Source organism: Paraburkholderia caffeinitolerans, assembly GCF_902859945.1.
In the GTDB taxonomy this organism is placed as follows: domain Bacteria; phylum Pseudomonadota; class Gammaproteobacteria; order Burkholderiales; family Burkholderiaceae; genus Paraburkholderia; species Paraburkholderia caffeinitolerans.
Window position 1 is genome coordinate 20,890 of record NZ_CADIKL010000016.1, and the last position, 21,257, is coordinate 42,146.

Consider the following 21,257-nt stretch of genomic DNA (forward strand, 5'->3'; position numbering starts at 1 on the left):
TATGCGCATATTGATCGTCGAAGACGAACTGAAGACCGGAAAATACCTGCAAAAAGGCCTCTCCGAGGCAGGGTACGTGGTCGACTGGGTGGCAGACGGCGTGAGCGGTCTCCACCGGGCGAGCACGGAGGACTACGATCTGATCGTGCTCGACGTGATGCTTCCCGGGCGCGACGGCTGGAGCGTGATCGAGGCGCTGCGCCGGGAGCGTTCTACGCCCGTGCTGTTTCTTACGGCGCGCGACGACGTGGGCGACCGCGTCAAGGGGCTGGAGCTCGGCGCGGACGATTACATGGCCAAGCCTTTCGACTTCGTCGAGTTGCTGGCCCGCGTGCGCTCCATTTTGCGGCGCGGGCAGCCGCGCGAGGCCACGACCCTGAGCGTGGCCGATCTCCATCTGGACCTCACGCGGCGCAAGGCCACGCGGCAGGGCAAGACCATTCTGCTGACCTCGAAGGAGTTCTCGCTGCTGTGGCTGCTGATGCGCCGGGCCGGCGAAATCCTGCCGCGCGCGACCATCGCATCGCAGGTCTGGGACATGAATTTCAACAGCGATACCAACGTGGTCGATGCCGCCATCCGGCGGCTCAGGGTGAAGATCGACGACCCCTACGAGACCCGGCTCATCCACACCGTCAGGGGCATGGGTTATGTCCTCGAAGAGCGGGACGCCGCCGACTCATGATCAAGCACTTGCTGCCCACGACGCTGCGCTCGCGCCTCACCGTACTGATCGTCATCTCGACTTCGGCCATTCTCGCGCTCAGCGGATTCGCGCTCTATCAGGCGCTCAAGACGCGCATCGACAATACCGCAACCCAGGAACTCGTGACCACCTCGATCGCGCTGAAGGATCATCTCGCGCGTGTTCAGGACACCGATGAAATCATGCGGCAATCGGAGGTCTGGATCGACCAGCTTCACGGCCATCAACGGCTCGATCTCGCCTTGTTCGATGGGGCGGGCAAGCGGATTCTCGAAACGCAGGACTTCGTGGATTATGCGCCAGCCGTCGCGGAACCCCTGCCGGGCAACATGATCTTGCAGGCCGACAAGGATTCGAAACGCCGCTACGTTGCTTCGCTCGTGACGCTGCGGGGCAAGGACCATGAAACGGTGCGTGTCGTGATTCAACTGGACGAATCGGGCGACTACGCGCTGCTGCGCGGATACGCCTATACGGTCGTCGCGATCGAGGTGCTCGGGGTGCTGCTCGCGGCGGCGCTCGCGTACGGCATCGCGATGCTTGGCTTGAGCCCGCTGCGGCAGCTCGTGAAGCGCGCGGAGGAAATGTCCACGGCGCGTCTCGCGCAGCCCATGCCGGAACTCGACACGGCCGGCGAATTGCGCGAACTGGGGCGCGCGTTCAATGGAATGCTGGCGAGGCTGAACGAGTCGTTTGTCCGGCTGAGCCAGTTTTCGTCGAATCTCGCGCACGACATGCGCACGCCCTTGACGAACCTCGTGGCGGGCGCCCAGGTGGCGCTCGCGCAGCCCAGAACGGCCGAGGAATACAGGAGCATCGTCGAATCGAGCATCGATGAGTACCAGCGGCTCTCGCGCATGATCGAAGACATGCTGTTTCTCGCGCGCTCCGAGAGCGCGCAGCATCCCCCGGGGTTGCGCGATCTCGACGCCGCGCAGGAAGCGCAGCGGGTGGCGGGCTATTACGAGCCGATGGCCGAGGACGCTTCGGTCGATCTGGAGGTGAGGGGCGAGGGCAGGGTGCAGGCCGATCTCATGCTCTACCAGCGGGCGCTGAGCAATCTGGTTTCCAATGCGCTTGCGCACGCGCCAACCGGATCGAAGATTGTTATCGAGTGCGAATCATCGGGATCTGGAATGCTAGTGAGCGTTTCGGATACGGGTCCGGGCATCGACGCCGCGCACCGCGAGAAGATCTTCGAACGCTTCTACCGCGTCGATCCGTCGAGGAACAACTCCGCATCGGGAACGGGGTTGGGGCTCGCCATCGTCAGGTCCATCATGGAGAGCCACGGCGGGACCTGCGGTGTCGAGAGCGCGCCGAATATCCGCACGACGTTCTGGCTGCACTTTCCGGCGCGCCGGAGCTAGCCAGCCATGGCCAGATTTGGCGGCCGCGCGGTGTGAAGGCGCGGCCGATTGAGCTGGAACGATTGAGCTTGAACTATCGGCAAGCGTTAGCGCGACGTCATCAGGTCGTGCTGGTCGACGGAAGCCGAAGGCTCGCCGCGATGCGTTCCCGCCTGATGACGCGCCTTGTTTTGCGCGATTTGCTGCGCGTTCGGCGGGTACCGCGTCGGGCTCGATTGCGTGAGGCCGTCGTGACGGGCCTGAATCAATTCCTGTTGAACCTCGGCGCGCGTTTTGCCCTGTGCCTGCGATTGCGCTTGCGCCGCTGCCGAAGTAGCGCCGAGTGCGATGGCAATGGCGGTGAGAGCAATCGTAAACTTCGCGTTCATGCTGAATCTCCTTCTCTTTGGACTTCCGCAACAGGGAAGTCGGGTTGAACCTGCTTGCTTCCTCGCTGGAAGCTGGGTCCAATATGGCGTACGGGCGGTACGCCAGCGTGATCGCAAGATGACGATTTCGGAGAAAAGCGCGGGGCGACCATGGTCCGGGCAGCCGCTGTCCCAGACGGATAGAATCGGCGGGTACTTGAGCTGGATGGGGCGCCAGGTGCAGCACGCAGGACCCGGCGAACATGGCGTAAACCCCCATGACTCAGGGCTTATAAGCGCAATAATAAGTTCCACATGTGAAGATCGCTATGGGCTCGGGCGGGTGCGGATGCCAGAATGCGGGCCGCTCCGCAAGGCACGGATGGTTGTCTTCGCGAGTCGCGCACGCACCTGGAGGTCCCCTCATGAAAAACCACGGCCTGTCACGGCGAGGTTTTCTCAAAGCCAGCATGCTGGCAGGCGTGGCGGTATATGTGGCGCCTTTCGGCAGCCGCGCATTCGCTGCCCTTTTCGAAGAAAAACTCCTCACGCCGGTCAAATGGGATGCCGCCAACGGCACGCCCAAGTTCCGCATCGACGGCATTGCCAAAGTCACGGGCTCGAAAATCTTCGCGCGCGATATTCGCGCGACGGACATGCCCCACTGGCCGCAGCAGCAGGCGCACGCGCTGATCCTGCGCGCGACCCAGGCCGATCGCCTCTATGAAGGCTTCGACCTGACGCTGCTCGGCGACGATCTCAAGCCCGATCGCATCGTCACCGCCGAGGACCTCGCGCGCGACGGCGTCGCGTTCCCGGCCTTCTACGGCGAGGACATGCTGCTGCCCGCGGGCAAGACGCCTGCCTATCTGGGGCATGCGGTCGCGATCCTCATCTATCACGATTTCGCGCGCTTCCGTTTCGCAAAGAACCTGCTCAAGTTCCGCGACGACGTGATCCGCTATGGCGCGGTGACCGGGCCGCTCGAACGCGATCCGTGGGGCACGTTCCGCTACGTGCGCGTGGGCGGCAAGACGCCGTACGACGACGACGTCTATTCGAGCCTCAAGGACGCGCCGATCTTCCCGAGCTCGATGCGCAAGCATCAGCCGGTGTGGCCGGACGCCAATGCGCACGGCAAGATCGACGAGCAGGGCATGGCTTACGCGGCCCAGATCGCCGGTGAACTCGATCACGCCTCCGCCGACTGGCTCGTGTTCGACCGCGAGTACAACACGCAGTCGATCGACACGGCCGCGCTCGAACCCGACAACGCGAACGGCTGGTACGACGCCGCCACGCAGTCGTTGCACCTCGTGGTGCCGACGCAGTCGCCGCTCGAAGTCGCGCAGTCCGTCGCGGAAATGGCCTCGAAGGGCCGCTACCCGGTCAAGCAGCTGTTCCTGCACCCGTGCTACACGGTGGGCTATGGCTCGAAGGATCACTTCAACGTGCCGTACTACGGGCTCGTAGCCGCGCTCTATGGCGACGGCCGCCCGGTGCGCTTCGCGAACGACCGCTACGAGCAGTTCCAGACCTCGCTGAAGCGCCACGCGTTCAAGATGCATTACCGCATTGCGGTCGACCGCAAGACGGGGCTGCTGCAATCGTTCAAGGGCGACTTCGAGGCGAACGGCGGCGGGCGCTGCAACTTCTCGCCTTCGGTGGCGATGGTGGGCGCGACGGCCGCGCAATCGATCTACTACTTCCCGAAGAACGACCTGGCCTCGGTGGCGATCGCCTCGCGCGCGATCGACGCGGGCTCGGCGCGCGGCTACGGCACGCTGCAGAGCATGGCGGCGACCGAGATGGCCGTCGACGAAATCGCCGCGCAGCTCGGCGTCGATCCGATCGACTTCCGTCTGAAGAATGCGCTGCGCTCGGGCATGAAGAATACCCAGGGCGCGATTCCCGCCGGCGCGATCCGCGTGGACGAGGTGCTGGAGCGCGCGAAGGTCCATCCGCTGTGGACGCAGCGCGCGAAGCGCAAGGCCGAATACGAAGCCGCTAACCCGGGCAAGCGCTACGGCGTGGGCTTCGCCTGCGTGCAGAAGGACTTTGGTACGGGCTCCGAAGCATCGCTCGCGAAGGTCGAAATCGACGAGAACGGTGTCATCACGCTCCACCACACGGGCGCGGAGATCGGCACGGGCATGTCCACCTCGCAGGCCGTGGCCGTCGCGAAGTGGCTCGGCAAGCCGGCGGCGGATATCCGCGTGGCGGTGACCGACTGGCCCGATCTGCCGATGGTCACGAGCGGCGACCCCTACCTCATGAGCCAGGCCGATCAGGACAAGTTCAGCGCCAATCCGCGCTGGACGCCCAATATCGCCTCGCCGTCGAGCGCCACGAACTCGGCGTTCTACTTCACGCACAGCACGCGCGAAGCCGCGCGCGCGGTGTTCCGCTACGGCCTGTGGCCAGCGGCCATGTCGATCTGGACGCAGGGTCTGGGCGGCGGGCAGGCTGCGCCGCTCGTGGTGCGCATCGAAGACGCGCGCTGGGTGGACGGCAAGCTGACCGCGGCGGGCCTTGAGGCGCTGCCGTTAGAACGGCTCGCGAAGCAGGCGCATGCGATGGGCCTCGCGACCGGCGCGGTCGTGCACGTGTTCAATCGCTGGCAATGGGCCGAAGCTGAATTCGATGTGGGCGGGACGGTCGAGCGTCTGCCGATCGACGGTCTCTCGCTGCGCTATGCGAAAGCTAGCGCGGGCGAGGGCGGCAAGCCCACTGCGGTTGCCACCCCTGCGGCGCATGCCGCGCTGCCGTCCACCGCGAACGGTTATCGCGTGCTGGACCGCAAGCGCGCGTTCATCCCGCCGATGAGCCGCAACAACGCGGCGGTGACCTATTACAGCGCGATCGGCACGCTGGTCGAACTGGCCGTGCATGAAGCCACGGGCAAGGTGGAACTGCTCACGCACCACTCGATCATGGAGTGCGGCAACCAGATTTCGCCGCAGCTCGTCTCGGGCCAGTTGCAGGGCGGCCTTGCGATGGGCATCGGCCATGCGCTGCACGAGTACCTGCCGCTCTACGAGGACGGCCCCGGCAACGGCACGTGGAACTTCAACCGTTACCACTTGCCGCGCGCCTCGGACGTCGCCGTCTGGACGCAGACCGGCGAAGTGCTGCCGGCGCTCTCGGAAACCGATCCGCCCAAGGGCATCGCCGAAGTGGTGATGATTCCCGTGGTGGGCGCGGTCGTGAACGGCGTCGCGCATGCCATCGGCCATCGCTTCACCGACTTGCCGGTGACCCCGCAAAAAATCCTGGAGGTGCTCGCATGACGCTCGCCCAATCCGCTGCATCCGCGGTCAGCGCCAGCGCCGCCGTGGCTGCTTCACAGTCCGCTTCACAGCCAGCTTCACAGCCCGCTTCGCAACCGGCTGCACAGCCGGCCTCGCAGCCCGCGCCCGTCGAGCGCCCGCTCGTGCAGTACAAGCCGAAAGCGCTCTCGCTCACCATCAACGGCAAGGCCGTCGGTCCGATGCAGGTGCCCGAGGGCATCATGATGATCGAGTTCCTGCACGAGTACGCGGGCCTGACCGGCTCGCGCCTCGGCTGCGGGCAGGGCGTGTGCCACGCGTGCGTGGTGATCCTCGACAAGCCCGATGGCTCGAGTGAGGAAATGCGCACCTGCATCACCGGCGCGCACTTCTTCAATGGCCGCACGATCCGCACGGTCGAAGGCCACGCAAAGCGCAACGAGGCCGGCGAGGTGGTCGAGCTCTCGCCCATCCAGCAGAAGTTTCTCGATCACTTCAGCTTCCAGTGCGGCTACTGCACGCCGGGCTTCGTCAACGCGGCCACGGTGCTGCTCGAGCGCCTCAAGCGCGAGCCCATCAAGAAGGCCGATGTGGAGAGCACGATCATGGCCGCGCTCGACGGCCACATTTGCCGCTGTACGGGCTACGTGCGCTACTACGAAGCGGTCAAGGACGTGGTGATGAGCACGCCCGGTCTCGTGAAGGACGCGGCATGAAGCGCGCGCTCCTCAACCGCCTCGCGCACGGCGTGTTGCTCGCCGCCTGTGCGCTCACGCTCGCGGCCTGCGGCCGCGAAGAATCGTCCACTTCGGGCGCGGCGTTCACGCCCACGCCCGAGCAGGTCGCGCGCGGCCGCTACCTCGTGAAGGCCGCCGACTGCGCCGCATGCCACACCGCCAAGGACGGCGCGCCGTTCGCAGGCGGCGCGGCGCTGGCCTCGCCGTACGGCACCTTCTACGGCTCGAACATCACGCCCGACAAGGACCACGGCATCGGCAAGTGGAGCGCCGACGACTTCTACGCCGCGCTGCACGACGGCAACGCCCGCGGCAAGCGGCTCTATCCGTCGATGCCGTACACGTCCTACCGGCAGTTGTCGCGCGCCGACGCCGACGCGATGTACGCCTGGCTGATGACCGTGAAGCCGGTTGCGGTCGACGCGCCGGCGAACGATCTGAAGTTCCCGTACAGCGTGCGCTTCGGCATGGCGGTGTGGGACATGCTGTTCCTGAAGGACACGTTGCCCGACGCCTCGGCGGGGCAATCGGCGGACTGGCAGCGTGGCCGCTATCTCGCCAACGCGCTTGGCCACTGCGCCGAATGCCATACGCCGCGCGACGTGTTTGGTCGGCTCGTGGATACGAAGCCGCTCTCGGGCGCAGCACTGGGCCGCGTGGTCGCGCCGGACATCACGCCCGCGGGCCTCGCGGGCTGTGGCTGGAACGGCGCCGATCTGCAGACGTTCTTTAGCGTCGGCATCGCGCCGCAAGGCTCGGCATTCGGCGAGATGTATCCGGTCGTGCACCTGAGCACGCAGTACCTGAACAAGGACGACGTGCGCGCGCTGTCCGTCTATCTGCTCGGCGATACGCCGCCCGCGCCGCAGCCGGTGCCGGTGAAGGCCGTGGCCGCCGACGCCGCGCAGCTTGCGGCGGGCCGCTCGGTCTACGTGGCCGTGTGCGCGGGCTGTCACGGGCTGGGGGGCGAGGGCAAGCCGCATGTGGCCGTGCCGATGAACGGCAACTCGACGGTGCGCCAGGCCGATCCGCACAATCTGCTCGTGGCGATGCTCGACGGCATCGATACGCAGCACTTCGCGGGTCTGGAAAGCATGCAGGCGATGCCGGCGTTCGCGTCGACGCTGAGCGACGACGAGCTCTCGCAACTGGCGAACTACCTGCGCGCGACGTGGGGCGGGCAGAGCGCCAATGTGGCAGCGGCCGATGTGAAGGCGCTGCGCGAGCCGGCGCACTAAACGATGTCTTGGGCGCCGTACGCGCCAGCCAAAAAAAGAAAGCGGGCCTCGAAATTTTCGAGGCCCGCTTTTTTGTGCGCGTTAGTCCGCGCGTTTAGTCCGTCTTCCTGCTGCTCAACAACCGCTCCAGCGGTTCAGGCAGGCCACGGTTCGGCTTGACCGGCGGCTGGGCGAAACTGCCCTTGGTCGCCTTTTTCGGGTTCAGGCGGATCAGGCCTTCGAGCTGGGTAATCGAGCTCGACACGCCATCGACCACCGGCACCGGCAGTTCGTGTCGGATCTCGCGCGCGAGCCCTGCGAGCGGCGCGCCCGCGATGATGATGACATCGGCGCCGTCGTTCTCGACCACTTCGGTGCACAGCGCCTTCAGTCGTTCCGCGTAATCCTGCTGCACGCTGCCGATGTCGCGCAGCGGTTCCTCGAGCGCGCGGATGCTCGCGAGCCGGCTTCCCAGATGGCTGCGTTCAACCGTCTCGCGATACCACGCCTTGATGCGCGGCGAAATCGCGATGATCGAGAAGCGCTGACCCAGCGTGGCGGCGGTCATCAGCGACGCTTCGGTCAGCCCGACCACCGGCACGTCGAGCAGCTCCTTGATGCCCTGCAGGCCCGGGTCGCCGAATGCCGCAACCACGACACCATCGTAAGTACCCGCGCGCTCGGCTGCCACACACGAGGTCGCGTACGCGCCCACCAGCGACTCGAAGCGCGTCTCGATGTACGCCACGCCGAACGGCGCGGTCGCCACTTCGATCTCGGTGCCGGGCGAGGCGCTGCGCTTCGCTTCGGCTTCGATCAGCTGCGAGACGCTCTCGGAAATATTGGGGTTGATCACGAGGATCTTCATGGTGCGCTCCAATTTCAGAGGTCGAGATACTGCGGCTTGCCGGCCGGGAGAAACTGGCCGCGGCCCGCTTCAGGCTCGAGATAGCGGCCATCCTCGACCAGCAGTTCGCCGCGCGACAGACAGTGCTTCGGCCAACCGTGGACCGTGCGGCCCTCGTACGGCGTGTAGTCGACGTTGTGATGCAGGGCGTCGTTCGCGATGGCGACTTGCTTCGCCGGGTCCCACAGCACGATGTCGGCGTCGGCGCCCACCGCGATGGTGCCCTTGCGCGGATACAGGCCGTACAGCTTCGCGGGATTCAGCGAGGTCAGCTCGACGAACTTGTGCAGCGACAGCTTGCCGTGGCTCACGCCGTCGAACAGCAGCGCGAGACGGGTCTCGATGCCGGGGATGCCGTTCGGGATGTGCTCGAACGAGACTTCTTCGCCGCCGGGCTTCTTGCCCTGCGGATCGTCGAACGAGAACGGTGCGTGGTCGGACGAGAACACGCTGAACGTGCCGCGCTTCAGCGCGCCCCACACGGCCTTCTGGCTCGACGAGTCGCGCGGCGGCGGGCTGCAAACGCATTTTGCGCCGTGATAGCCGTCGTCATGGCCGAGGTCTTCCGCAGTCAGATACAGATACTGCGGGCAGGTCTCGGCGTAGATGTGGAGGCCGCGCCGCTGCGCCCATTCGATCTGCTCGATCGCATCCTGGCCCGACACGTGAACGATCAGGATCGGCACGTCGACGAGTTCGGAGAAGGCAATCGCGCGATGCGTGGCTTCGCGTTCGACGGCGGCGGGGCGCGAGAGCGCGTGATACTTCGGCGCGTGCTTGCCTTCCTCGGTGAGCTTGTCGGTCAGCCACGCGATGCAGTCGGAGTTCTCGGCGTGCACCATGACCAGTGCCTGGTTGCGACGCGCCACGTCCATCACTTCGAGGATCTCGCGGTCGCTGAGCTTGAGATCGTCGTAGGTCATGTAGATCTTGAACGACGTATAGCCGGCCTTGATCAGTTCCGGCAGTTCGCGCTCCAGCACTTCGGGCGTGGGATCGGAGACGATCAGGTGGAACGCGTAGTCGGTGACCGCGCGGCCATCGGCGCGGCGATGGTAGTCGGCTACCGCCGCCTTCAACGATTGGCCCTTTTCCTGCGCGGCGAACGGGATCACCGTGGTGGTGCCGCCGCACACAGCGGCGCGCGTGCCGCTCAGGAAGTCGTCGGCCATCTTCAGCCCTTCGGGCATGGGCTGGTCGAGATGGCAATGCGCGTCGATGCCGCCGGGCAGCGCCAGCAGGCCGGTCGCGTCGATCTCGCGCGCGCCTGCACCTAGCTCGCGGGCCAGCGCCACGACGACGCCGTTCTTCACGCCGATATCGCAGTTAAAACGCTCGGACGCGGTCACCACGTCGGCATTACGGATGACGAGGTCGTATTCGGTGGTCATGGCGGTTGTCATGTTGAGTCCCTCACGCAACTTCGGTAAACAGGCGGCCCCAGCCCTCGAGCCGGGTCGTATCGTAGCCCGCGAGCTTCAGCGATTTCCACACCACGGTGGAGATCGTGTCATAGAGCGGGATGCCGTGCTGGCGTTCCACTTCGTCGGCCAGATGCGCGGCGTGCAGGTTGGTGCAGTAGGTGACGATTGCATCGGGGCCCTCGGCCGCGACTTCGCGAATCTGCGCGAGCAGGGTTTCTTCGGTTACTTCGGAGAACTGGAAATTCACCTTCAAGCCCAAGTGGCTTTCGGACGAGCAGTCGATGCCGTTCTCGCGGTAATTGGCCACGATCTTCTTCTGGACTTCCTCGATGTACGGGCTGACCAGACCGAATTTATTCACGCCGGTCTTCACCAGAATTTCGTTGAGCGCCAGAATCGAAGTGGTCGCGGGAATGCCGGTCGCTTCTTCGATTTCGCGGCACAGGCGGCGGTCGCTCTCGAAGCCGAGCCAGCCCGACGAGGTGCCGTTCCATGCGATCACGTCGACCTTGGCGTCGGCCAGCAGGCGCGCGGCCTGAATGATGTTGGTGGTGTCGAACTGACCGAGCGCCTGCTCGGACAGCGAAATCTCGGTCACAGTGAAGCGCGAGAAATGGGCGCTGACGCCGGGAAGTTGGGCCACCATCGCGCTCGTGATGGGTTCGAGCGCGGTGTTGGACGACGGGGTCAGCATGCCGAGCAGGACGCGTTTGCTCATGATGAAGTCTGCAATCAGTCAGTTACTCAATTAGGGAAAGCTCAAACAGGCAGCTTGCGTTCGTAGTCGATGAGAGTCGAGCAGACGAACAGGCCAGCGCCCGCAGCGGCGAAGAACATCAGGGCCAAGAAGTAGGAGCCGGTAATCTGCACGATCAGGCCGACGATGATCGGCACGAGCACGCCGCCGATATTGCCGCCGAGATTCATGAAGCCGCCCAGAAAGCCGACCTTGTTGCGTGTGCCGAGAATCGAAGGCAGGCACCAGTACAGGCCGCACCAGCGCAGGAAAAACAGCGTGGAGGCGAGCAGCACCACCACCGTCACCGGATCGCGGACATAGGCGACCGAGAAGATCGACGCGGTGGCCAACACGGCGGCGATGCCGAACAGCGTGCGCATCACGCGATTGGGCGAACCGCCCGCCGCTTTCCACTTGTCGGCGATCCATCCGCCCACGAGTTCACCCACGAAACCGCTGAAGAAGATGGCGAAGCTCGCGCCACCCATCTGCTGGATATTGAAGCCGTACGACTTGTTCAGATAGTTCGGCATCCACGTGAGCAAGCCGTAGAACAGCGAATTGAAGCACATCCAGCCGAAGAACATGCCCCACACCGAGCGGTACTTGAAGAAGTCGAGGCTGCGGCCGCTCGCATTGATCGGCTCTTGCGCATGCTCTTCCTGCAGCGCGGCTTCGAGATAGTCGGCTTCGGCCTGATTCACGGCCGGATGCTCGCGCGGGTTGTTGCGGATGTAGTACCACGCAAACAGGCCGGCAAGCATGGTGCCCACGCCGGCCACCACGAACGAGGTGCGCCACGAGCCGAACTCGCTGATCAAGCCGGAAATGATCACCGCGCCAAGCGCCGCGCCCAGCGGGGCGCCGCCGTCGAGCAGCGTAGCGCCGCGGCCGCGTTCGTGCCGCGTCATCCACATGGTGTTGAGCTTGCCGCCGGCCGGGTAGATCGGCGCTTCCGCCGCGCCCAGGCCCAGGCGGGTGAGGATCAGCGCGGGGGCCGTCGTGCAGATCGCGGCGATGCCCTGGAAAAAGCCCCAGAACAGCGTGGCGAACGCGATCACGATGCGCGGTTTGAAACGGTCAGCGAGCATGCCGCCCGGAATCTGCATCAACGCATAGGTCCAGAAGAACGAGCTGAGAATCAGCCCCTGCACGCCAGGGGCGATGTTGAATTCCTTGGCGATCAGCGGCATGGCGACGGACAGCGAGGCCCGGTCCACATAGTTGATCGAAATAAGCATCAACATGATCAGAAAGATTCGCCAGCGTACGCCGGTCTTGGCCTCGGCCTGCACAGCCGGATTTGCGGTTCGCATCGATGTCTCCTCCGTACGCCTGGTCACGGCCTTCGGATTCCATGTATGTGGCCGGGCCGCTTCCGACCCGGTGCGCTGCCTGCGCCAACGCAGTATATGATTTCTAATTATAAATTACAAGCTGTGTAAGTTTATGATTTTATTGAGTTTTAATTTATGTGGCTAGTCGGTGGGGAGTGTAGGAAAATTAAGCGAAGACGGAAGATACGAACGAAAGCAAGCAGGAAGCAAACGACATGGACACGAAGTCACTATCGGCGGACACGCGCAAGCGCATCAGCCTGCGCGGCACGGGGATGTACGCGGCAATCGCGGAGCGATTGCGCGAGATGATTCTGGAAGGGGAGTTGCCGCCCGGCGAACATATCGACGAGAAGGCGCTGTGCGAGCAGTTCGACATCTCCAGAACGCCGTTGCGCGAAGCGCTCAAGACGCTGGTGACCGAGGGACATGTGACGCACCGGCAGCACATGGGCTTTCAGGTCGCGCCGATCAACAAGGACGAGATCGCTGCGATCTTCGAAGTGCTGCACGGGCTGGAGGAAATTGCCGGACGACTCGCCGCGCAGCGCATCGACGACAAGCAGATGAAGGTGCTGCTGGAGCGCCATCACGCGATGGAAGCGTTTCACCGCGACGGCAAGCGCACGGCTTACTACCGAGCCAATCAGAAAGTGCACCAGCAGATCGTCGATGTCGCGAGCAATCCTGTGCTATCCGATTTGTACGCTTCGCTGATGAGCAAGATTCACCGCGCGCGCGGCGCGGCCAATGCCGATGTGTTCCGCTGGGCCGAATCGCTCGGCGAACACGGTGCAATCCTCGACGCGCTGGGCAAGCGCGACGGCGCGAGCCTCGCGAAGCTGCTGCGCGAGCATTCCGAGCACACGGCCGCGGAAGTCATGAAAGTGCTGCAGCCCGCGGGCGAGGCAGGCCGGACACGCTAGTCGTGAGTCGTTAATCGTCGGCAAGCGTAAACTCGATGTCCTGCGCGCCTTCCCACAGCACGAGTTTGCCGAACGCCTCCAGATGCTCGTGGCCTTCGAGCAGCGTAAAGAAGTGGTTGCCGGCAAGCTGTCCCATCTTGCTCGCAAAGCTCGAGCTGCCATAGACGAACAGGAATTCGGTTTCGCTGAAGCCGCCGGGGTACAGCAGAATATCGCCGCGCGACGCGTGGCTGGTGTGGTTCTCGAACGTGAGGCCCGTGTCGAAGTCGCCCAACGGGATCCACACGGCTTCGCCGCTCCAGCGCGAATGGATGCCCTTGTTCTTGAGCGGCAGCATTTGGAGGAAGCGCTCGCAGGTGCGCGGTGCGCGCTCTTCTTCCAGCCGGCCGACGAAACGGTACGGGCCAGCATTCATGATGATCTTTTTCATGTTGTCCTCGAAAGTTGAGAGTAGTCTTCGATACGCCACGCGAGGGCGTTAATCTTGCCGGGTCTGCGCACGCGCTCGCGTTCGCGCGCATCCATCCCTGACGAATTGCTCACGATATGACCTGAGGAGCCACGCTCATGCCAAGCCCTGATGGAAGCATCACCGCAGTCGTGGCGGCCGCCGCCGCCTTCGTAGGCAGTCACTTCATCTTGTCCCATCCATTGCGCAAGCCGCTGGTGAGCATGATTGGCGAGGTCGCGTTCCAGGGCATCTATTCGCTGGTCTCGTTCGCGACGCTCGGCTGGATGATCGTGGCCTACCGGCGCGCGCCGCTGACCGAGCCGCTCTGGGCGGTCGGCAACGGCCTCTGGGCCGTGGTGACGGTGGTGATGCTGATCGCCGCGATCCTGCTGATGGGCTCGCTGATCCGCAATCCCGCGCTGCCCACGGGCGGCCGGCCCAGCGCGTTTCCCGAAGCGGCGCTCGGCGTGTACGCGGTCACGCGGCATCCGATGATGTGGGCGTTTGCCTTCTGGGGGCTGTGTCATATCGCGGTGTATCCGGTCGGGAAGAACATCGTGGTTGCGGTGGCGATGATCGTGCTCGCGCTCGTCGGTTCCGTCTTGCAGGACCGCAAGAAGGAACGCCTGCAGCCGGAGCAATGGCCCGCGTGGGAGGCGAAAACGAGCTACCTGCCGTTCGCGGCCATCGCGGCGGGCCGTGCGCGGCTCGGCGGCTTCGGCATGCATGCGCTGGCGGGCGGTCTCGTCGTCTGGCTCGTCGCCACCTGGGCGCATGGGCCGCTTACCGGCATGGCCGCTGGCATCTGGCGCTGGTTTTAGCGTCAGCTTTTGCGCGGGCTCGAGCGCGGGTTCCGGCGTCGCCGCGCGAGCGTTTCGCGCGGCGGTGCGCCAGCCACTTATAGCTTCGGCTTGTCGGTTGGGTCCATCGACGTGCCCGGAATGCCTTGCGTGCGCGCGCTCACCTCAAGCTCTTGCGCGAGCGCTTTGCGGCGCGCGTCACTGGGCTTCGCGTGCTGCGCATTATTGAGCGCCGGAACGATATAGCCGCCCACCATCTGCCGGAACACCCGCACGTTCTTCGCGTCGCGCAGGCCGCCTTCGATCGGCAGCATGCTCGTCATCACGATCACCGTGTTGCGCTTGGGTAGCACCGTGATGAACTGCCCCTTGAAACCCATCGCGTCATACTCGGGTTCGTTCTGCACGATGTTGTTGACCCACCAGTAGTAGCCGAAGTAAGGCGACACCGCCGGTGTGGTCATCTGCGCGATCCACTGCTGCGGCACCACCTGGCGGCCCTGCCAGCGGCCATGATCGAGCACGAGCATGCCGATCTTCGCCATGTCCACCGCGCGCAGCCGCAAGCCCCAGCCCGCCGAGACCAGACCCTGTTGATCGGCGCGCTCCCAGACCGCGTGCTGCATGCCGAGCGGCTCGAACAAATGCGTCTGCGCATACCGCTCGACGGGCTCGTGCGCCGCAGCGCGCAACATGGCCGCAGTCAGGATCGGATTGATGTCCGTGTATTCGAACTCCGTGCCGGGCGCGACCTTCGGTTTGGTTGCGGCCGCAAGCTTCAGGCGGTCGGGCGCCGTGTAGTAGATAGGATCGTCCTTGGGCCGGAAGTCGTAGTGCAGGCCGCTCGACATCGACAGCACGTGGCGCAGTTCGATGTTGCGCTTGTCGGCGAAGTCCGCGCGCAAGTCGGGACGCCATGCGCTCAGCGTGTCGCCCACCGAATCGTTCAGGCCGATCTTGCCCTGGTCGATCAGGATGCCCGCGACCATCGACGTCACCGACTTGGTCACTGAGTACAGCTCGTAGTTGGCGTTGCGCGATGCGCCCGCGCCGTAGCGCTCGAAAATCAGCTTGCCGTCTTTCACCACGAGCAGGCTGTAGACGTCGAGTTTCTGGTCGCGGATCCATTGCGAGAGCCGCACAAGCTCGCTCGAATCGACGCCGACGTCCTCGGGCGTAGTGGATTCGATGCCGGCTTCGATGCCGGTTTCGTGGAGCGGGGCGGGCGCGGCGCTCGCTTGCTGTGCGCAAGCCGCGAACGGCACTAGCGCGCTAGCGCCGAACACGAGCGGCGCCACGCGCGCAAGCAGCGCGCGCACGACCGGCGATGCGCGCCGCGAACGGGACGGCGAAAACACGGGGAGCGGCGGGACCGTCTGAGTTGTCATCGTCGCGGTTTCCTTCAGGTTTCAGGGGCGTCGTTGAATGCGGTGGCCGTGCCAGGAATCCCCTGCGCCTGGCGGCTCTTTTCGAGTTCCTCGTGCAGCGCCTGGGTCTTCGCGGCGGTCTGCGCCGGTTTGCTCGCGGGCGAGAGCGCGGGAAGAATGTAGTCGTTGACCATGCGCCGATACTGCTGGAGGTAGGTCGCGTCGCGCAGCCCGCCTTCGGTGGGCAGCAGGCTCGTCATCACGACCACGGCGTGCTGCGCGGGCAGCACCGTGATGAATTGCCCCTTGAAGCCCATCGCGCCGTACTCGGGCTGGCCTTTCTCGACCACGTGCTGGATCCAGCAGTAATAGCCGTAGTCGGCGGCGGCGGGCGAGGGCGTCGCCATCTGCTTGATCCATGCGGCTGGCACGACCTGCTTGCCGTGCCAGCGTCCGCCGTCGAGCAGCAGCATGCCGATCTTGGCCATGTCCACGGCGCGCAGGCGCAGTCCCCAGCCGCCCGAAACCGCGCCGGTTTTGTCCGTGCCGCTCCAGCGGTAATGCGACATGCCGAGCGGCCCGAACAGCTTCTCGCGCGCGAACTGGTCCTCGGGCTCTTGCGCGGCGATCGAGACAGCGGTGCCCGTGAGCACGGGATTCACGTCGATATAGTCGAAGTGCGTGCCGGGCGCCGTTCCGGTGGCGCGGCTCGTGACCGCGACGCGCAGTCGGTCGGGCGCTTCGTAGTAGAGCGGATCCGTGCCTTCGCGCGTCTGATAGCTAAGGCCGCTCGACATCGACATCAGGTGGCGCAGTTCGATGTTCTGCTTGTCGGCGAGTTCGCTCGCGAGGTCGGGCCGCGCCTGCGCGATCATGGGCGCGACCTTCGTCGACGGACTGAGCTTGCCTTCGCCCACCAGAATGCCGGTGAGCAGTGCGGTAATCGTCTTCGTGACCGAGTACAGCTCGTAGTTGTTGTCGCGCGTGAGGCCGTCGCTATAGCGCTCGAACACGATCTTGCCGTCCTTCACGACCACGAGGCTGCGCACGTCCATCTTGTCGTTACGCAGCCATTGCGACAGGCGCACGAGCGGCGCCGAATCGACGCCGACTGATTCGGGCACGACGGTGGGCATGTCCTGCGATGCCGCGCCGGCGGCGTGCGCCGCCGAGCTGGCGACGATCGCTGCCGCCGCCATTGCGCACAACGTTTGAGGCACTCTCATCGATTGCTCCTTGTTCGTTTTGCTGACTCGTCTTGCTGACTGCGCGAGATCGTTCGACCGCACCGCTTGCTTAAGCGACTTCGCTGAACAGACGCCCCCAGCCCTTGACGCTGCGGGTGTCGTAGCCGGCGAGTTGGAGCGACTTCCAGACCACCGTGGAGATCGTGTCGTAGACGGGAATGCCGGTCTCTTCCTCGAGCGCCCGCACGAGATGCGCGGCCTTCAGGTTGGTGCAGAAGGTCGTGATCGCACGCGGCTTGGCGGCGGCCACGGCAAGCACCATCTCGCGGATCTGGTCGGCCGTGACTTCGGAGAACGAAAAATTGACCTTCAGGCCCAGATGACGCTCGGCGATGCAGTTCAGGCCTTCGCTGCGGTAGTTGGCGACGATCTTTTCCTGCACCTCTTCGAGATAGGGCGTGACGAGGCCGAAATCTTCGGCGCCGGTCTTGCGGAGGATCTCATTGAGCGCGAGCACGGAGGTCGTGGCGGGAATGCCGGTGGCCTCGGTGATGCGGCGGCACAGACGCTCGTCGGCTTCGAAACCGAGCCAGCCCGAGGACGTGCCGTTCCATCCGATTACATCGACCTTGGCGTCGGCGAGCAACTCGGCGGCTTGCAGGATCTTCGTGTCGTCGAACTGGCCGAGCGCCTGGTCCGAAAGCGAAATCTCCGTCACGGGAAAGCGTGCGAAGTGCGCGGAGACATCGGGCAGGCCCGCGACCATCGCGCTCGTGAGTGGCTCGAGCGCGGTGTTGGACGACGGCGTGAGCATGCCGAGAAGAGTGCGCTTGTTCATGTCGATATCTAAAGATGAATTACTGAATAAATGAAGCGGAATGCAGTGGATCGCGCTAATAGAGATTCAAACCGGAATCTTCTTTTCGTAGTCGATCAGGCTCGAGCACACCAGCAGGCCGACGCCGGCCGCCGCGAAGAACATCAGCGCGAGGAAGTACGAGTGCGTGAACTGCACGATCGCGCCGACGATAATCGGCACCGAGATTCCGCCGATATTGCCGCCAAGATTCATGAAGCCGCCGAGGAAGCCGATCTTGCTGCGCGAGCCGAGCGACGACGGGATGCACCAGTAAAGACCGCACCAGCGCAGGAAAAACAGCGTGGTCGAGAGCAGCGCAACCACGGCGACCGCATTGGTCACGTAGGCGACCGAGAAGATCGACACGGTGGCGAAAACCGCTGCAATGCCGAACAGCGTGCGCATCACGACATTCGGGCGGCCGCCTGCGGCCTTCCACTTGTCGGCGATCCAGCCACCGATCAACTCGCCAATGAAGCCGCTGAAAAAGATGATGAAGCTCGAACCGCCCATCTCCTTGATGTCGAAGCCGTGCACCATGTGCAGGTAGTTCGGCATCCAGGTCAGGAGTCCGTAGAAAACCGTGTTGAAGCACATCCAGCCGAAGAACATGCCCCACACCGAGCGGTACTTGAAGAAGTCGCTGGTGCGGCCCGAGAGCGAAGCCGGTTCGAGCGCCGCGTCTTGCGCGTGCGATTCCTCGATATAGGCGGCTTCCAGTTCGTTCACGCCTGGATGCTCGCGCGGCGTATTGCGCACGTAGTACCACGCGAGAATGCCGGCGAGCACGGTGCCGATGCCCGCGACCGCGAAGGCGAGACGCCACGAGCCGAGCATGGCGATGAGCCCGGTGATGAGGATCGCGCCGAGCGCCGCGCCAAGCGGCGCGCCGCCGTCGAGCAGGGTGGCGCCGCGGCCGCGTTCGGTCTGCGTCATCCAGATGGCGTTGAGCTTGCCGCCCGCGGGCATGATCGGCGCCTCGGATGCGCCGAGACCCAAACGCGTGAGCAGCAGGGCCGGAGCGTTCGTGCACAGCGCGGCGATGGCCTGGAAAAAGCCCCAGAAGACCGTGGCGCAGGCGATCACGATGCGCGGCTTGAAACGGTCGGCCAGCATGCCGCCCGGAATCTGCATGAACGCGTAGGTCCAGAAGAACGAGCTGAGGATGAGCCCTTCCATGGCCGGACCGACATCGAACTCCTTCGAGATGAGCGGCATGGCGACCGACAACGACGCACGGTCGATGTAGTTGATCGAAATGAGGCTCAGCATGACCAGAAAAATCTTCCAGCGCACGCTGGACTTCTGTACCGCCATGGCGGCCACACCGGATGTTGTTGACATGAACAGCTCCTGGGAAATGCGGATGTTTTCATGGTGTTGTGCAACGTCTGGCAGAGTATAGGATTAAGAATCTATAATTACAAATGCACTAAGTATTTGATTTATATAAAATCATTAAGAAATATAGGGTATGTCCCAGGGTCGTGTTAAGCTCTTGCCATGATTAGTCAGTCTAATAACCCTCCTCTGTTGTTGCGCACCCGCGGCATGGCCGCGGAGGTCGCCGCGCGCTTGCGCGTCATGATCGATGAAGGCGAGATGCCGCCGGGCGCGCGCATCGACGAAAAAGAAATGTGCATGGCGTTCGACGTGTCGAAGACGCCCTTGCGCGAGGCGCTCAAGGTGCTGGTGTCGGAAGGGCGCGTGACGCACCGGCAATACATTGGCTACCGCGTGGCGGCGATCGACCTCGGCGACCTCGCCAGCACCTTCGAGATGCTGCACGGGCTGGAAGCCATGGCGGGGGAGTTGCTTCAGCAGCGCGTGAGCGTCACGCAGGTGGCGGCCATCGGGGCGAAACACCGGCGCATGGTGGAGTGCCACAACTCGGGCAAGCGGCTAGAGTATTTCCAGCTTAATCAGCAGGTCCATCAGATGATTGTGGATGCGGCCGGGAATCCGGTGCTTTCGAATATCTACGCGACGCTGATGTCGAAAGTGCATCGCGCGCGTGGCGCGGCGAATACCGACATATTGCGCTGGTCGGAATCGATGGATGAGCATGATGCGATTTTGGCTGCGCTCGAAGATCCTGCGCACACCGATTTACCGCGGATTTTGCGTGAGCATTCGGAAAATACGGCGAGTGAGGTGCTGGCGGTGCTTAATCGGGCGCGCGCCAGTGCGCCTGCGGCGCGGGACGAGGGCGTGAAGCCGGAGGTGTCCCGCGAGCCCGAGGAAGTCGTGGGCTTCAGCCAGGATTGATACTCGCTTGACGGCGCTCGCCGTCAGCTTTGCTTCATCGCTTCATACGCCTGATTACGAGCAGGCATAGCGCCGGCACGTGAACGATGCCCATGCCGCACGCGATCACGGCCCACGGCGGCGCAGCCGGGCCGGTCAGCATCGCGCTGACCACACCGAACCCCAAACCCACGAGCAGCAGCGACGCGTGCGCGATGAGCCGCTTCGGCCCTCGCGGCGTAACGCGAGGAAGGCTCGTGTGGACAAAGACGACGATTAATAGGGCGACTGTGGCGACCAGTGGGGCCATGAGGGTCCTGGGGTTGGGGTGGTTCCGGAGTTTTTGAATTTGCACCGACGCGCCGTTCGCGCGTCGGTCCTTTGCACGTGATTGTGCCCGGATCGGCGGTGCACTGGAACGGCATTTATCGTCCTCCACGTGTCACATCAAGACTCGGTAATTATTTCCGGAAATAATTTCCGATTTCGCGATCTAAATATATATTTTGTGCTCGAATCCTAATGAAAGTGCGAATCTGCTTACGTGCAACGTTAAACGATGCAAATTATGAAATTACCGCGTTTCAAATTCATGATCGAAAATTTTTTTAAAAAAGTATCACAATTTTCATCGAAATTATGGGTGTGTAACCTATTTAAATATCCGTTAATTACTACGATCGTTCGGTAATAAGTGAGTCTGTGATTCGTATTTGTATGTACATATAAACCCCAGTACTGTAGGGCGATCTACGGTGTTGATCGGCGCTGGGGAACGGTTAACGGCAACTGTCATGATTGCTTGAGTAGGGGATTCACCGGTGTCGAATTCTTCAAAAAATGTCAGATCGAATGATTTCGAAAGTAAAAAATAATTGTCCAGAAAGCTAATTTTATTGTTATGCAGGAGCATAAAAGTCTTCAAAGGCCGTTTTATGTGAGGTACCGCAACCAAGGAGAAGAAAAAATTACCGATTCGGGGTGTCAATGCGATTTAACGTGGGCAATCACACACAGAGGGCGTTGCGGACGACGTAAAAAGGAATCGCCTGAACACGAAGTGCCGGCAATTCTTGCCACCTCTCCGGGGAGACCTCAGGCAGTCCGGGGGTTACACAATCAACTCAATGGAGTTAGACATGCAAAAGCTTATCGCTACGGCTAAGGGCTTCATCAACGACGAAAACGGCGCTACCGCAGTCGAGTACGGCATGATGATCGCGCTGATCGCGGCAATCATCGTGACCCTCGTCTCGCAGCTCGGCACACAAGTCAAGGAGGCGTTCCAAGCCATGGTGACGGCGTTCACCACCGCTGGCTACGCACCCTGAGATCGAACCAGGGAGGCGAATGCCGCTAGGTGTTCA

20 protein-coding genes are annotated in these 21,257 nt (G+C 63.4%); 9 read left to right on the forward strand and 11 right to left on the reverse strand.

Annotation, left to right across the window (positions count from 1 at the left end):
* Position 1: 1 nt before the first annotated feature.
* The gene (gene irlR, locus HV773_RS17275) at positions 2 to 685 is read left to right on the forward strand and encodes a heavy metal response regulator transcription factor IrlR (RefSeq protein WP_175195863.1); all 684 of its coding nucleotides are present in this window, start codon (positions 2 to 4) and stop codon (positions 683 to 685) included.
* Positions 682 to 2,076 (forward strand): heavy metal sensor histidine kinase, encoded by a 1,395-nt coding sequence (locus tag HV773_RS17280; protein WP_175195865.1) that lies wholly within the window; start codon positions 682 to 684, stop codon positions 2,074 to 2,076. Before irlR ends, HV773_RS17280 begins: the two co-directional genes overlap by 4 nt.
* Positions 2,077 to 2,162: 86 nt before the next feature.
* Here HV773_RS17280 and HV773_RS17285 read toward each other — a convergent pair whose 3' ends face one another.
* Positions 2,163 to 2,444 carry a DUF4148 domain-containing protein gene (locus HV773_RS17285; RefSeq protein ID WP_175195867.1) on the reverse strand — a complete coding sequence of 94 codons (282 nt, stop codon included), beginning with the start codon at positions 2,442 to 2,444 and terminating at the stop codon, positions 2,163 to 2,165.
* 404 nt (positions 2,445 to 2,848) lie between these two features.
* On the opposite strand from HV773_RS17285, the gene HV773_RS17290 reads away from it, so the two are divergent.
* The 3 genes from HV773_RS17290 to HV773_RS17300 are packed head-to-tail and all read left to right on the forward strand — an operon-like array spanning position 2,849 to position 7,667.
* Positions 2,849 to 5,713, forward strand: coding sequence for a xanthine dehydrogenase family protein molybdopterin-binding subunit (locus HV773_RS17290; protein WP_175195869.1), 2,865 nt, complete (start codon positions 2,849 to 2,851; stop codon positions 5,711 to 5,713).
* Positions 5,710 to 6,408, forward strand: coding sequence for a (2Fe-2S)-binding protein (locus HV773_RS17295; RefSeq protein WP_175195871.1), 699 nt, complete (start codon positions 5,710 to 5,712; stop codon positions 6,406 to 6,408). The genes HV773_RS17290 and HV773_RS17295 overlap by 4 nt, the downstream gene beginning before the upstream one ends.
* Positions 6,405 to 7,667 carry a cytochrome c gene (locus HV773_RS17300; protein ID WP_175195873.1) on the forward strand — a complete coding sequence of 421 codons (1,263 nt, stop codon included), beginning with the start codon at positions 6,405 to 6,407 and terminating at the stop codon, positions 7,665 to 7,667. The genes HV773_RS17295 and HV773_RS17300 overlap by 4 nt, the downstream gene beginning before the upstream one ends.
* A gap of 94 nt (positions 7,668 to 7,761) precedes the next feature.
* Here the strand turns inward: HV773_RS17300 and HV773_RS17305 are convergent, their stop codons facing one another.
* The 4 genes from HV773_RS17305 to HV773_RS17320 are packed head-to-tail and all read right to left on the reverse strand — an operon-like array spanning position 7,762 to position 12,032.
* On the reverse strand, positions 7,762 to 8,514 hold the full coding sequence (locus HV773_RS17305; RefSeq protein WP_175195875.1) for an aspartate/glutamate racemase family protein: 753 nt from the start codon (positions 8,512 to 8,514) through the stop codon (positions 7,762 to 7,764).
* 14 nt (positions 8,515 to 8,528) lie between these two features.
* A complete protein-coding gene (gene hydA / locus HV773_RS17310; RefSeq protein WP_175196067.1) occupies positions 8,529 to 9,944 on the reverse strand; it encodes a dihydropyrimidinase in 1,416 nt (471 codons plus the stop codon).
* A 22-nt stretch (positions 9,945 to 9,966) separates the two neighbouring features.
* A complete protein-coding gene (locus tag HV773_RS17315; protein ID WP_175195877.1) occupies positions 9,967 to 10,695 on the reverse strand; it encodes a maleate cis-trans isomerase family protein in 729 nt (242 codons plus the stop codon).
* 41 nt (positions 10,696 to 10,736) lie between these two features.
* Positions 10,737 to 12,032 (reverse strand): MFS transporter, encoded by a 1,296-nt coding sequence (locus HV773_RS17320; RefSeq protein WP_175195879.1) that lies wholly within the window; start codon positions 12,030 to 12,032, stop codon positions 10,737 to 10,739.
* Positions 12,033 to 12,268: 236 nt separating this feature from the next.
* Here HV773_RS17320 and HV773_RS17325 point away from each other — a divergent pair, with 236 nt between their 5' ends.
* Positions 12,269 to 12,979 (forward strand): GntR family transcriptional regulator, encoded by a 711-nt coding sequence (locus tag HV773_RS17325; RefSeq protein WP_246282314.1) that lies wholly within the window; start codon positions 12,269 to 12,271, stop codon positions 12,977 to 12,979.
* A 10-nt stretch (positions 12,980 to 12,989) separates the two neighbouring features.
* Here HV773_RS17325 and HV773_RS17330 read toward each other — a convergent pair whose 3' ends face one another.
* Positions 12,990 to 13,409, reverse strand: a complete 420-nt coding sequence (locus HV773_RS17330) for a DUF3830 family protein (protein WP_175195881.1) — start codon at positions 13,407 to 13,409, stop codon at positions 12,990 to 12,992.
* A 137-nt stretch (positions 13,410 to 13,546) separates the two neighbouring features.
* Here HV773_RS17330 and HV773_RS17335 point away from each other — a divergent pair, with 137 nt between their 5' ends.
* A complete protein-coding gene (locus tag HV773_RS17335) occupies positions 13,547 to 14,251 on the forward strand; it encodes an NnrU family protein (RefSeq protein ID WP_175195884.1) in 705 nt (234 codons plus the stop codon).
* A gap of 77 nt (positions 14,252 to 14,328) precedes the next feature.
* Here the strand turns inward: HV773_RS17335 and HV773_RS17340 are convergent, their stop codons facing one another.
* The 4 genes from HV773_RS17340 to HV773_RS17355 form a co-directional block, all read right to left on the reverse strand.
* Positions 14,329 to 15,618: a serine hydrolase domain-containing protein gene (locus HV773_RS17340; protein WP_175195885.1), complete on the reverse strand. Its 1,290-nt coding sequence runs from the start codon at positions 15,616 to 15,618 to the stop codon at positions 14,329 to 14,331.
* A gap of 14 nt (positions 15,619 to 15,632) precedes the next feature.
* A complete protein-coding gene (locus HV773_RS17345; protein WP_246282315.1) occupies positions 15,633 to 16,823 on the reverse strand; it encodes a serine hydrolase domain-containing protein in 1,191 nt (396 codons plus the stop codon).
* Positions 16,824 to 16,893: 70 nt separating this feature from the next.
* Positions 16,894 to 17,622: a maleate cis-trans isomerase family protein gene (locus HV773_RS17350; protein WP_175195887.1), complete on the reverse strand. Its 729-nt coding sequence runs from the start codon at positions 17,620 to 17,622 to the stop codon at positions 16,894 to 16,896.
* A gap of 66 nt (positions 17,623 to 17,688) precedes the next feature.
* The gene (locus tag HV773_RS17355; protein ID WP_175195889.1) at positions 17,689 to 18,987 is read right to left on the reverse strand and encodes an MFS transporter; all 1,299 of its coding nucleotides are present in this window, start codon (positions 18,985 to 18,987) and stop codon (positions 17,689 to 17,691) included.
* A 258-nt stretch (positions 18,988 to 19,245) separates the two neighbouring features.
* Here HV773_RS17355 and HV773_RS17360 point away from each other — a divergent pair, with 258 nt between their 5' ends.
* A complete protein-coding gene (locus HV773_RS17360; protein ID WP_425496179.1) occupies positions 19,246 to 19,911 on the forward strand; it encodes a GntR family transcriptional regulator in 666 nt (221 codons plus the stop codon).
* Positions 19,912 to 19,945: 34 nt separating this feature from the next.
* Here the strand turns inward: HV773_RS17360 and HV773_RS17365 are convergent, their stop codons facing one another.
* Entirely contained in the window at positions 19,946 to 20,200 is a 255-nt protein-coding gene (locus tag HV773_RS17365; protein WP_175195893.1) for a hypothetical protein, read from the reverse strand.
* 829 nt (positions 20,201 to 21,029) lie between these two features.
* Here HV773_RS17365 and HV773_RS17370 point away from each other — a divergent pair.
* Positions 21,030 to 21,221, forward strand: a complete 192-nt coding sequence (locus HV773_RS17370; RefSeq protein ID WP_175195895.1) for a Flp family type IVb pilin — start codon at positions 21,030 to 21,032, stop codon at positions 21,219 to 21,221.
* The last annotated feature ends 36 nt before the right edge of the window (positions 21,222 to 21,257 follow it).